The 12072-nt window shown below is 67.8% G+C and carries 13 protein-coding genes; 2 read left to right on the forward strand and 11 right to left on the reverse strand.

Annotated features, from left to right (window positions below; all coding sequences use genetic code 11):
• Positions 1-188: 188 nt before the first annotated feature.
• From tatC to nagZ, 7 genes are all read right to left on the reverse strand, one after another.
• On the reverse strand, positions 189-989 hold the full coding sequence (tatC, locus tag ABLE91_RS05315; protein WP_348929074.1) for a twin-arginine translocase subunit TatC: 801 nt from the start codon (positions 987-989) through the stop codon (positions 189-191).
• Complete coding sequence (gene tatB / locus ABLE91_RS05320) at positions 986-1516, reverse strand: Sec-independent protein translocase protein TatB (protein WP_348929077.1); 531 nt, start codon at positions 1514-1516, stop codon at positions 986-988. Before tatB ends, tatC begins: the two co-directional genes overlap by 4 nt.
• A gap of 51 nt (positions 1517-1567) precedes the next feature.
• A complete protein-coding gene (locus tag ABLE91_RS05325; protein WP_348929079.1) occupies positions 1568-1801 on the reverse strand; it encodes a twin-arginine translocase TatA/TatE family subunit in 234 nt (77 codons plus the stop codon).
• A gap of 96 nt (positions 1802-1897) precedes the next feature.
• Complete coding sequence (locus tag ABLE91_RS05330) at positions 1898-2980, reverse strand: ABC transporter ATP-binding protein (RefSeq protein ID WP_348929081.1); 1083 nt, start codon at positions 2978-2980, stop codon at positions 1898-1900.
• Positions 2977-3699 carry an SMC-Scp complex subunit ScpB gene (scpB, locus tag ABLE91_RS05335; RefSeq protein WP_348929084.1) on the reverse strand — a complete coding sequence of 241 codons (723 nt, stop codon included), beginning with the start codon at positions 3697-3699 and terminating at the stop codon, positions 2977-2979. The genes ABLE91_RS05330 and scpB overlap by 4 nt, the downstream gene beginning before the upstream one ends.
• Entirely contained in the window at positions 3696-4502 is an 807-nt protein-coding gene (locus ABLE91_RS05340) for a segregation and condensation protein A (RefSeq protein WP_348929085.1), read from the reverse strand. Before ABLE91_RS05340 ends, scpB begins: the two co-directional genes overlap by 4 nt.
• Positions 4503-4505: 3 nt before the next feature.
• Complete coding sequence (gene nagZ, locus ABLE91_RS05345) at positions 4506-5519, reverse strand: beta-N-acetylhexosaminidase (protein ID WP_348929087.1); 1014 nt, start codon at positions 5517-5519, stop codon at positions 4506-4508.
• Positions 5520-5693: 174 nt separating this feature from the next.
• Here nagZ and ABLE91_RS05350 point away from each other — a divergent pair, with 174 nt between their 5' ends.
• Positions 5694-7040: an APC family permease gene (locus tag ABLE91_RS05350; protein ID WP_348929088.1), complete on the forward strand. Its 1347-nt coding sequence runs from the start codon at positions 5694-5696 to the stop codon at positions 7038-7040.
• On the opposite strand, the gene ABLE91_RS05355 is transcribed toward ABLE91_RS05350, so the two are convergent.
• The gene (locus tag ABLE91_RS05355) at positions 7037-7672 is read right to left on the reverse strand and encodes a TetR/AcrR family transcriptional regulator (protein ID WP_348929089.1); all 636 of its coding nucleotides are present in this window, start codon (positions 7670-7672) and stop codon (positions 7037-7039) included. The two genes, ABLE91_RS05350 and ABLE91_RS05355, sit on opposite strands and share 4 nt — an antisense overlap.
• A gap of 98 nt (positions 7673-7770) precedes the next feature.
• Between ABLE91_RS05355 and ABLE91_RS05360 the strand changes: the two genes are divergently transcribed.
• Positions 7771-8757 carry an aldo/keto reductase gene (locus ABLE91_RS05360; protein WP_348929091.1) on the forward strand — a complete coding sequence of 329 codons (987 nt, stop codon included), beginning with the start codon at positions 7771-7773 and terminating at the stop codon, positions 8755-8757.
• Between the two features lie 43 nt (positions 8758-8800).
• Here the strand turns inward: ABLE91_RS05360 and ABLE91_RS05365 are convergent, their stop codons facing one another.
• From ABLE91_RS05365 to ABLE91_RS05375, 3 genes are all read right to left on the reverse strand, one after another.
• Positions 8801-9775 carry an MBL fold metallo-hydrolase gene (locus ABLE91_RS05365; RefSeq protein WP_348929094.1) on the reverse strand — a complete coding sequence of 325 codons (975 nt, stop codon included), beginning with the start codon at positions 9773-9775 and terminating at the stop codon, positions 8801-8803.
• 323 nt (positions 9776-10098) lie between these two features.
• Positions 10099-11112, reverse strand: a complete 1014-nt coding sequence (locus ABLE91_RS05370; protein WP_348929096.1) for an amino acid ABC transporter substrate-binding protein — start codon at positions 11110-11112, stop codon at positions 10099-10101.
• Positions 11113-11213: 101 nt separating this feature from the next.
• Entirely contained in the window at positions 11214-11849 is a 636-nt protein-coding gene (locus tag ABLE91_RS05375; RefSeq protein WP_510181901.1) for a L,D-transpeptidase, read from the reverse strand.
• Between the last annotated feature and the right edge of the window lie 223 nt (positions 11850-12072).

Raw genomic sequence — 12072 nt, forward strand, 5'->3', positions numbered from 1 at the left:
CGGCGGACACCGACAGACAAAATCCCCGGTCGCCGTCATGCCCGGGCTGTCCCGGGCATCCACGGTCCGCCGTCAGCTTGCGCCCGGCGAAACCGCGTGGATGGCCGGGACGAGCCCGGCCATGACGGTGGAGGAAACAGACGGCCGTCGTCCGAAAAGACTTAGGAGATGCCCACCAGTCCGAGGCGTCAGGTGGCGGAGGACGATGCCTCTCGGGCCTTCTCCTCCGCTTCCCGGCGCTTCTCGACGATGCGCACCAGATAGACGGAAATCTCGTAGAGAAGGAGGGTCGGGATCGCAAGGGCGAGCTGGGAGATCACGTCCGGCGGGGTCAGCACCGCGGCGAGGATGAACACGCCGACAATGGCGTAGCGCCGCGCCTTCTTGAGCTGGTCGGAGGTGAGCACGCCGATGCGCGCCAGCAGCGTCAGGATCACCGGCAGCTGGAAGGTGATGCCGAAGGCGAGGATCAAGGTGGTGATGAGCGAGAGATATTCGGAGACGCGCGGCAGCAGCGAGATTTCCGCCCGCCCTTCGCCGCCGATCTGCTGCATGTTCAGGAAGTAGCTCATGGCCAGCGGCATGGCGATGAAATAGACGAAGGCCGCGCCGGCGAGGAAGCAGAAGGGGGTGGCCACGAGATAGGGCAGGAAAGCCTGCTTCTCGTGCTTGTAGAGCCCCGGCGCCACGAACATGTAGACTTGGCTGGCCACGATAGGGAACGACAGGAAGGCCGCCCCGAACATGCCGAGCTTGATCTGGGTAAACAGGAACTCTTGGGGAGCCGTATAGATGAGCTTCACGCCCGAGGCGAAGCCGGAGGCGAACTCATAGGGCCACAGCAGGATGTTGTAGATCTGCTTGGCGAACAGGAAGCAGACGAAGAAGGCGATCAGGAAGGCGATCACCGACTTGATCAGCCGCGAGCGCAGCTCGATCAGGTGATCGATCAGGGGCGCCTTGGAGGCGTCGATTTCCTCCTCGCTCATGTGGGCGTTCCGCTCTCGCGAGGCTTTTCGTCGGTGGTTGCGGGCTCGATCGGGGAGATGGGCAAGGGAAGGTCGATCACGGGTTCGTCGGCCGGCTCGGGCAAGGGCACCAGAGGCTCAGTGGCGACGGGCGTGGTGGGTGCGGCATCCACCGGCGCCGCATCCGACGCGACCGTGGTCGCCGTCGCGGCGGCAGCCACCGCGGCGGGTTTGGTGGCCCCTTCCACGGTGGAGCGGATTTCCTCGCGGATGGAGCGCAGCGGGTCCAGCACGTCCATGCCGGGGAAGCTCTTCTTCACGCTGTCCGTGGCGCCGTCGGCGATGTCGCCGATTTCCTTGCGCATTTCGGACAGCTCGGCTTCCCTAAGGGCATCCTGGAACTGGCCCTGGAATTCCCCCGCCATGCGGCGAAGCCTGGCGATGGTCTTGCCCACCGTGCGCAGCACGCCGGGCAACTCCTTAGGTCCGATGACGATCAGCGCAACAACGCCGATCACCATCAGCTCAGACCAGCCGATGTCGAACATGCAGGCTTATTGCCGACGGCCGTGCCGCCGCCCTCCTCGCAGGATGCCGCGTCAGACCGGCTTCTTCTCGGCCTCGGCCGCGCTCGACACCTGGTGAGGGATGTTGCGCGGGGCCTCGGGCGCGGTAGACGGCGCAGGTGTCGTGTCGTCCTCGGCCATGCCCTTCTTGAAGGACTTGATGCCCTTGGCCACGTCGCCCATCAGGTCGGAGATCTTGCCGCGACCGAACAGGAGGAGCACCACGGCCAGCACCACGATCCAGTGCCAGATGCTCATCGAACCCATCACTCACCCTCCGTGAGAGTCTCGTTTCCGAGAGTCTTGTATGTTGGGCGGACCGCAAGATGGTTCTCGCGCCCGCACGCCCTTCGAACGGCGACACTAGGACCCGGACAAGGCGAAAACAAGGACTTCCGCCGGGTCGACCACAAGCGCCACGTCCTGACCCTGCTGCACGCTCAAGTTGGCGCGCAGCCGCGCCGTGAGCGGACGATCTAGCCCTTCCACCGCCACCAGCACAAGGACGATTTCCCCAAGGGAACGCCGTTCCAGGATACGGCCGGCGGGGCCGGCGCCCTCGGGGGCGAAGGCAATCCCTTGAGGGCGCAAGGCGGCGATGGCTTTTCCATCCGGCATTCCGGGCGCGGGGAAACGGCCCAGCAGGGTGTCGGCCACGCCATCACGAATAATTGCCTGAAGTTCGTTCAGCTCGCAGAAGAAGCGGGCGACGCCGATGTCGGCGGGCGCGTGGTAGAGCACCTCAGGTGGGCCCACCTGCACCAGTTCCCCGTTGCGCAGCAAGGCGATGCGGTCGGCGAGGCGCATCGCCTCCTCGGGATCGTGAGTGACGATCATGGCGGTGGCGCGCACGTCGCGCAGCACCTGGAGCGTGTCGGCGCGCACCTGGTCGCGCAGCCGCCGGTCGAGGCCGGAGAAGGGCTCATCCAGCAGCAGGATGCCCGGCCGGGGCGCCAGCGCGCGGGCGAGCGCCACCCGCTGCTGCTGCCCGCCGGACAATTCATGGGGATAGGCGCCCGCATAATCCGCAAGGTCCACGCGGGCGAGCGCCCGCAGCGCCTCCCCCTCCGCCCCGGCGCGCGGCAGGCGGGCAAGGCCGAACATCACATTTTGGAGAATGGTGAGGTGGGGGAAGAGGGCATAGTCCTGGAACACCAGCCCCACCCCGCGCCGCTCCGGCGGCACGAAGGCGCGGGGGCCGGCCACTTCCGCCCCGTCGATGACGATGCGGCCCGCATCCGGCTCCTCGATGCCGGCGGCGAGGCGCAGAAGCGAGGTCTTGCCGCAGCCGGACGGGCCGAGCAGGCACATCACCTCGCCCGGCTTCACATCCAGCGTGATGCCGCGCACCGCCTCCACCTGCCCATAGGTGAGGCGGACATCCTCGAAGGCGAGGCCCTTGGCGAAGCTGACGGGGGAATGCTGGCGCACGGCGAGGGCTGTCACTGTTCTTCCCCGCCCTCTTCCGGTTCGGGCTCGGGCGTGAGGATGAGGTCCAGAAGCTCCGGCTCCAGGGGCTCCTCGTCTTCCCGCAGGCGCTCGTCGTCGGAGGGCAGGGGGATGGCGAAGCCCGACGGCACGCGCGGATCGATGAGGCCTGCGCCCTTCATCTCCTCGATGCCCGGCAAATCGTGCACCGCATCGAGGCCGAAATGGATGAGAAAGGCGGACGTGGTGCCGTAGGTCACCGGGCGCCCCGGCGCCCGGCGCCGGCCGCGCAGGCGCACCCAGCCGGTCTCCATCAGCACATCCAGCGTGCCCTTGGAGGTGGAGACGCCGCGAATATCCTCGATCTCGGCGCGGGTGACGGGCTGGTGATAGGCGACGATGGCCAAGACTTCAGTGGCCGCGCGGGAGAGCTTGCGCACTTCCGGCGCGGCTTCGCCCGCCATCTCGGCAAGGTCCGGCGCGGTGCGCAGCATCCAGCCGCCGGCCACCTTCGCCACATTCACGCCGCGCCTGGCGTAATCGGCGGTCAGCGTGTCCATGAGGGCCAGGATGTCCGTGTCCTTCGGCAGGTGCTTGGCGATGGTGGCCGCATCGATGGGCAGGGAGGACCCGAACAACAGCGCCTCCACCACGCGCAGATCGCGGACGAGGGCGGCTTCGCGCTCGTCCAGCGGACGAGCATCGAACAGATCGATGCGCGGCGCCACGCGGTTCATAGCAAGGTCTCCTGCGTTCCACGGGGCCGCAGCCAGAGCGGGGCGAAGGCCGCATCCTGGCGGATGTCCAGCACGCCCTCTTTCACCATTTCCAGCGTTGCCGAGAAGCTGGAGGCGAGCGCGGTGGCGCGCTGCTCCGGCTCGGCCATGTAGTCGATGAGGAACGAGTCGAGCCGCATCCAGTCTCCCGGAGATGCGCCCACGAGGCGTTCCAGCCGCGCCCGCGCCTCCGCCAGCGACCACACTGCGCGGGTCTTTAGCGTGACGTAGGAGAGCGCCGTGCGCTGGCGCTGGGTCGCATAAGCCGAGAGCAGGTCGTAGAGGCTGGCGTCATAGACCACCCGGCCCGGCACGGTCTCGTTCTTCTCCGGCACGCGGCGGGGGAACACGTCGATGCCCATGCGGGTGCGGGACATCATCAGCTCGGCCGCCTTGCGGATGCGCTCAAGGTGGCGCAGGCGCCTCGCGAAGGCGTCCGCCATCTCCTCCGCGCTCGGCCCGTCCTCCTTGGGCGGGGGCGGCAGGAGCAGGCGGGATTTGAGGTAGGCGAGCCAGGCGGCCATGACAAGATAGTCCGCCGCCAGCTCCAGCCGTACCTTCCGCACCGCCTCGATGAAGGACAAATACTGGTCCGCCAGCGCCAGGATGGAGAGGCGAGTGAGGTCGATCTTCTGCGTGCGGGCCAGCGCCAGTAGTAGGTCCAGGGGGCCCTCGAACCCGTCAATGTCCACCACGAAGGCGCCTTCTCCCGCCGAGGCCGGGGCGTCCTCGGCGAATTCGGGGGGAAGAGGCGCCTCACTCATGGCTCAGGCCGGTGCTCCGGCAAGCGCCGCGAGGTCGCGGCGGCCGGCTTCGATATCGAACGGGGCCGGCGGGCGCCGGGCGAGGAGCGCCTCCGCCGCGCGCTCGCCCGCTCGCCCGGCCAGGGCCGGGGCCTCGGCGGCGATGGGCGTCATCTCCTCCATCTTGCCGTTGCAATGGAGGAGCATGTCGCAGCCGGCGGCGAGCGAGGCCACGGCGCGGGTCGCCACCGTACCGGAGAGCGCGCCCATGGAAAGGTCGTCGCTCATGACGAGGCCGGAGAAGCCGATGAAGCCGCGCACGATCTCGTCCATCACCACTTTCGAGGTGGTGCAGGGCGCCGAGGGGTCGATGGCGGCGTAGACCACGTGGGCGGTCATGGCGAGCGGCAGGTCGTTGAGCGGGCGGAATGCTGCGAAATCGGTGCGCTCCAGCTCCTCGCGAGAAGCCTTCACCTCCGGCAGGCGCTCATGGCTGTCCACCGGGGCGCGGCCGTGGCCGGGAATGTGCTTCACCACCGGCAGCACGCCGCCCTCCAGCAGCCCCTCGGCGGCGGCGCGGGCGAGGGCTGACACTTGCTCCGGCGTCTCGCCATAGGCGCGGTTGCCAATGATGCCGTGGCCTTCGGGCAGGCGCAGGTCCGCCACGGGCAGGCAGTCCACGTCGATGCCAAGCGCGTGGAGATCCGAGGCGATGAGGCGGGAATTGAGGCGGACGGCGGAAAGTCCGGCCTCGGGGTTGGTCCTATAGAGCGCGCCGAACGCTTCGCCCGGCGGATAGTCCGGCCAATGAGGCGGCCGGAGGCGCTGCACGCGGCCGCCTTCCTGGTCGATCAGCACCGGCGCGTCCCAGCCCAGCGCGTCGCGGGCGTCGGCCACGAGGGCGCGGACCTGCTCGGGCGTTTCCACGTTGCGGGCGAACAAGATGAGGCCCCAGGGCGCGGCCTCCCTCAGGAAGGCGCGCTCCTCGGCGAGGAGCTTTGCGCCGGCAAGGCCGGTGATGAAAGCGCGCGACGTCATGCTACGGGCGTATCGGTGGCCCGCCGCGCCGTCAAGGATTGCGGGGCCGTAGGGCCGGGTTGTCCCACACTTGAAGGGCGTGGAATGCGGCAGGGCGCGGATCCGGCCAATCTCTGCCGTTGGCATGCGGCACCGCGTACCGCATAGAGCCGGGACAGGGCAGCGGGGGCAGTCGTGGCGAAGCTCAAGCGTAATCTGGGCCTCATGGAGGCCGTGGGCCTGTCCTTGTCGGTCATCGCGCCCACCATGGGCATGGCGCTCAACGTGACCCTGGCGGTGGGAGCGGCGGGCATTGCGGCGCCGCTCGGCTTTGCGGTGGGCACGCTGGTGGTGGCGCTGGTCGGCTTCTCCTTCGTCTTCTTCTCCCGCCGCGTCACCCAGACCGGCTCGGCCTATGCCTATATCGGCCAGACCTTCGGCCCGCGCGCCGGCTTCATCGCCGGCTGGTGCATGCTGCTGCTCTATGTGGCGGCGGGCTCGGGAAGCGCGGCCCTGGTGGGGGACTTCCTGCGCGCGGCACTGGCCGATCACGGGGTGCATATCGGCGGCTTCTGGCTGGTGTTCGGCGTGGCGGCGCTCCTCATCGGCATCGTGTTCGCCTATCGCGACATGTCGGTCGCGGCGCGGCTGATGCTGGTGCTGGAACTCTGCTCCATCGCCGTCATCATCTATCTGGGGGTAAAGATCCTCCTGGCGGTGGGCGCCGGGGGCGGCCTGTCCGCCGCGCCCTTCCAGCCGGACCCGGCGACCGGCTGGTGGGGCATCGGCTATGCGGTGGTGTTCGCCGTTCTTTCCTTCGCCGGTTTCGAGGCCGCGACCACCCTTGCCGAGGAGACCGGGCAGCCGGGCCGGGCCATCCCCATCGCGCTTCTGGGCACGGTGGTGCTCGCCGGCCTGTTCTTCGTCTTCGCGTCCTACATCCAGGTGATCGGGTACGGCCTCGACAACATGAAGGCGCTGGCGAACGACGAGGCGCCCCTCAACACGCTGGCGCTGAAATACGGCACCCTGCGCATGGCGACGGCGCTGGACATCGCGGCATCCGTCTCCGCCATCTCCTGCGTGCTCGGCTGCCTCTCCGCTGCCGCGCGCATGCTCTATGCGCTGGGGCGGGCCGGGCTTTCGCCAATGGCCGCCGCCGTGCATCCCCGCTATGGGACGCCGGCGGTTTCGGTGTGCATCGTCGGCGCCCTGATGCTCGCCGGCCTTTTGGGCTGGGCGCCCTTCATTGGGCCGGCCGATTATTATGACGATGTGGGCACCATCGGCGTGCTGGCGCTGATCCTTGCCTATCTGGGCGTCACCGCCGCCGTGGCCGCCCATGCCGTGAAGGCCGGCAAGATCGGCTGGGTGGTGCTGGGCGGGCTCGGCACCCTCGCCATGATCTGGCCGCTCTATAATTCGGTCTATCCGGTGCCGGACTTTCCAGGGGATCTGTGGCCCTACGTGGTGCTCGCCTGGGTGGCGGTGGGCATGGGCCTGCTGGTGCTCAAGCCCGCCATCAGCCGGGCGGAGCCTTAGTCAGCCCGGCGGGCCTTGGAGAGCAGCGCGTCGATGGCGCGGTCGGTGGCGACCTCCACCGGAAAGGCGCTGGGCACGCCCAGGACGCGCGGCCAGAACAGCGGCTCCTTGATGGCGCCCATGAACTGCGCCGCCGCCAGCATGGGGTCGGGCGCGCCGGCGAGCTTTCCCGCGCGGGAAAGCCGTTCCAGATAGGCGGCGAGCGCCTGCACCGTCGGCTCCTTGGTGGAGCGGAAATAGGCGGCGGACAGCTCCGGCGCCCGGGGCGCCTCGGCGATGATGAGGCGCAGGAAGGCGATCACCTCCGGCCGCTCCCAATGGGAGACGAGGCTCTGCACGAAGGCGTGCAGCACCGCGCGCGGATCCGCCTCGCCGGCTTCGGACAAAACGGGCGCGCCGGTGAAGGCCGACCAGACCTCCTCGATCACTGCGGCGAACAGGTCCTCCTTGCTGGCATAATATTGGTAGAGCGTGCGCTTGGAGACCGGGGCGGCAGCGGCGACGGCGTCCATGCTGGTGGCGCCATATCCCTTGGACAGGAACAGCATGCGCGCCGCCGCGCGGATGCGCACCGCGGTTCCGCGCGGGTCCTTCGCGCGGGGCGTGTTGCCGGGGGCCGGTCGGGCTGCCATTCTTGACAAAGTAAACGATCCAGTGTACTTTTCCAGGGTGCCCATCAGAACTCCCGGGCACCTCATCCAACATCATTCTTCCTGTCATGAGGTCAATCATGAACCGCCGTCCTCTCGGCCGGTCCGGCATATCCGTGTCGGCCATCGGCCTCGGCTGCATGGGCATGTCCGAATTCTATGGCCCCAGCGATGACGAGGAGTCTCTGAAGACCCTCGATGCCGCGCTGGAAGCCGGCATCAATTTCCTCGACAGTTCCGACATGTATGGCTGGGGTCATAATGAGACCCTGCTGGGTCGCTTCCTGAAGGGCAGACGGGACAAGGTGGTGCTCGCCACCAAGTTCGGCGTCATGCGCGGGCCGAACGGCGAATGGCTCGGCATCAACGGCAAGCCGGATTATGTGCGCGCCGCCTGCGAGGCCAGCCTGAAGCGGCTCGGGGTCGAGACCATCGACATCTATTACCAGCACCGCGTGGACCCGCAGACGCCCATCGAGGACACGGTCGGCGCCATGAAGAGGCTGGTGGAGGAAGGCAAGGTGCGCGCCCTCGGCCTCTCGGAATGTGCAATCTCCACCTTCGAGCGGGCCAATAAGGTGCACCCCATCGCGGCGGTGCAGAGCGAATATTCCCTGTGGAGCCGCGAGCCCGAGGCGGGGATGCTGGAGGCGGTGCGCAAGACGGGCGCGTCCTTCGTGGCCTACAGCCCGCTCGGCCGCGCCTTCCTCACCGGCACGGTGTCCGCGCCGGATGCGCTGGCGGCCACCGACTTCCGCCGCAACAATCCGCGCTTCCAGGGCGCGGCGCTGGAGACCAACAAGAAGCTGACGGACGCCTTGGCCGGGATTGCAGAGAAGAAGGGCGTGAAGCCGGCCCAGCTGGCGCTCGCCTGGCTCCTCAACAGGAATGCCGACGTGATCCCGATCCCCGGCACGCGGCGCATCAAGTACATCCACGAGAATGCCGCCGCCACCGACATCACGCTCTCGGCCGGCGAGATCGCGGACCTCGACACCCTGTTCCAGCCGGAAGCGGTGGCGGGCACGCGCTATCCCGAAGCCGCCATGGGCGCGCTCAACAGGTAGGACCAGAACGCCGCCATGGCCGGGCCATGGCGGCGTTTCTTTCTTAGAGCACCGGGCTCCAGTTGATGGGCACGTAGCGATAGTTCGCCCCGTCCTTCTCCACATAGGCCGCGGCCGGGAAGGGGAAGTGGAAGCCGGCCACCAGCATGCGCTCGGCGGACACCATGTCGTAGACCTTCCGTCGGGTTTCCTCGGCCTTGGCGGCGTCCATGTCGTACACCGCGTGCCAGCCGGGATTGCGCATGAACAGAACGGGGATGTTGGTCACATCCGACTGGATGAACAGCTTCCCGTTGCCCGACGTGAGATTGTAGGAGGTGTGCCCTGGCGTGTGGCCGACGGTGGCGACCGAGGTGAGGCCGGGAACGACTTCCTTGTCCCAGCCGTACTTCTCTACCTTGCCCTCGAACGGCTTGAACACCCGGCGCACGTTCTGGAACGCGCCCTTCATGGCCTCGGGGGCGCGGCTCATATTGCCCTCGTCCATCCAGAAGGCCCATTCCGCCTCCGGCACCAGCACCTGGGCATTGGGATAGGTGGGCGTGCCCTGGGCGTTGACGAGGCCGTTGATGTGATCGCCGTGGAAATGGGAGATCACCACCGCATCCACGCTCTTCGGGTCGATGCCGACGGAGGCGAGCGTGCCCTGGGTGAGGCCCACCGTGCCCTGGGCGGGGCCGTTGCCGGTGTCGATCACCACCAGCTTGCCGGCGGTATTGATGAGGTGGACGTTGAAATTCACCGTCACCTGATTCTCCGGCAGGTAGCCGGCCTTCAGGGCCGCATTCACTGCATCGCGCGGCTGGTTGCGCACGAAATTGTCGGCCAGCGGGAAGGTGCGGATGCCGTCGCTGATGACGGTCACCTCGATGTCGCCCACCTTGTAGCGATAGGCGCTCGGTACCTGATTGGGGGCCGGCGGCGCGGCCGCCAGAGCGGGGGCGCTGAGGGGGAGGGTGGAGCCGGCCGCCGCTGCGGCGGTGGCGGTGAGGAAATGGCGGCGCGACAGCTCGGACATGCTCTCTCCTTGGCCTCAGGCGGGCGCGGGGAGACTAAAGTGGGGCGGTAGAATGGTCGATGACGTAAGGGAGCCTTCCCGCTCACATTTTGGCGAGCGGACCTCCCATCGCCCGCTATCCTTCTCCATCCCACACAGCCGTCATGCCCGGACTTGATACGGGCATCCACACCTCTCCCTTAAGCGCCCGCCCGGCGGAGCCCCGTGGATGGCCGGGTCAAGCCCGGCCATGACGGTGGTTCTGCTGGAGGGTGAACACCTGCCGCCACAAAAGAAAACGGGGGCCGAAGCCCCCGTCGCCGTCACTTGTCTCGGAGCCGCGCTCAGCGCAGCGGCGGGGCGTACTGGATGCCGCCGACGCTCCAGAGCTGGTTGATGCCGCGCGGGATGCCCAGCTTGGAGCCGGTGCCCACGTTGCGCTCGAACACTTCGCCGTAATTGCCCACCGCCTTCACGATGCGCACCGCGAAATCCTTGGTGAGGCCGAGCTGCTCGCCATAATTGCCGTCGGTGCCCACAAGGCGCTTCACGTCCGGCTTCTGGGACTTCAGGGCCTCATCCGCATTGGCCTTCGTGACGCCCAGCTCCTCGGCATTCACCATGGCGTAGTGGGTCCACTTCACCACGTTGAACCACTGGTCGTCGCCCTGGCGCACCACGGGGCCGAGGGGCTCCTTGGAGATGACGTCGGGGAGGACGATGTGGTCGGTCGGCTTCTTCGTCACGAGGCGCAGGGCATAGAGCTGGGACACGTCGGTGGTGATGGCGTTGCAGCGCCCGTCCTCATAGGCCTTCACCAGCTCGTCGGAGGTCGGAACCGTGACCAGCTCCAGCTTCATGTTGTTGGTCTTGAAGAAGTCTTCCGTGTAGCCGACCGCGGTGGTGCCGCTCTGCACGCAGACCTTCGAGCCGTCCAGCTCCAGCGCGGAGAGCACGTTGCGGGCGTTCGGGACCAGGAAGCCCTGGCCGTCATAATAGGTGATGGCGCTGAACAGCAGGTTCTGCTTCGCCTCGCGCTCCAGCGTCCAGGTGGAGTTGCGCGAGAGCAGGTCGATGGAGCCGTTCTGCAGCGCGGGGAAGCGCTCGTCGGCCGAGAGCGGCACGAACTTCACCTTTGTGGGGTCGTTCAGCACGGCGGCAGCCACGGCGCGGCAATAGTCCACGTCGAAGCCGGACCACGCGCCCTTGGCGTCGGGGGCGGAGAAACCGGGCAGGCCGCGGCTGACGCCGCAGATGAGTTCGCCGCGATCCTTGACCGTCTTGAGGGTCTGGGCGGATGCGCCATGTGCCGAGAGCGCCACTACGGCGCCGGCCATCAGGGCCAGGAAGGTCTTCATGACAGAAGCCTCGTTCGATGAGGGGTTCGGGACGATGCGCGCCGCCACGTCGCGGCACGCGACAGAAAAAGGCCGCCCGGAGGCGGCCTATAAGGGAAGGATCAGAGCGTCACCGCCTGCCGGATGATGACCTTCGTGCCCACCGGCACGCGGCTGTAGAGGTCGATCACCTCGCTGTTCACGAGGCGGAAGCAGCCGGAGGACACCGCATAGCCGATGGTCTCGGGCTGGTTGGTGCCGTGGATGCGGTAGACCGTCTGGCCGAGATAGAGCGCGCGGGCGCCCATGGGGTTGCCGGGGCCGCCCGCCATGAAGCGCGGCAGGTAGGGCTGGCGCTGGATCATTTCCGCCGGCGGCGTCCAGTCCGGCCATTCGGCCTTGCGCGAGATGTTCACGAGGCCCTGCCAGGTGAAGCCGTCGCGGCCGACGCCGATGCCGTAGCGCAGCGCGCGGTTGTCGCCCTGGACCAGGTACAGGAACCGGTCATTGGTGGAGATGATGATGGTGCCGGGTGCCTCGGTGGTGCGGAAATAGACCGGCTGGCGCTTATAGGCCGGGTCCATGTTCACTTCGTCGTCGGCGGCCGGGACGGCGCCGGGCTGGTCGCCGATGTCCATGGTGGCGCCCACGCCGCGCGGCGGCACGGGGCTCGACTGGGCCATGGCGAGGGTGCCGAAAGCGAGCGCGCCGACCTGAAGCAGAGCCGTCAGCGCAAGTGTCCTGAACGTGAAAGCCATTTCCTCGGCCTCTCCTGATCGCCCCAAGAGCTGCAAGCAGCCCCCGCGCCGTTCCCAGCGGCGCGCTTCCTGAAGGGATTATCCGAGCCGGAAGCGAAGGAAAAGTGAAAAACCTTGTGCGTTGCAGTCTTGGCGCTCGTGTCCGGACGGGCCGGCATTGCATTTGTCCTCCCTCTCCCCGAGGGGGAGAGGGTTGGGGTGAGGGGGACAACCCTCTCCAGTT

Source organism: Aquabacter albus (assembly GCF_040049275.1).
Classification (GTDB): Bacteria; Pseudomonadota; Alphaproteobacteria; order Rhizobiales; family Xanthobacteraceae; genus Aquabacter.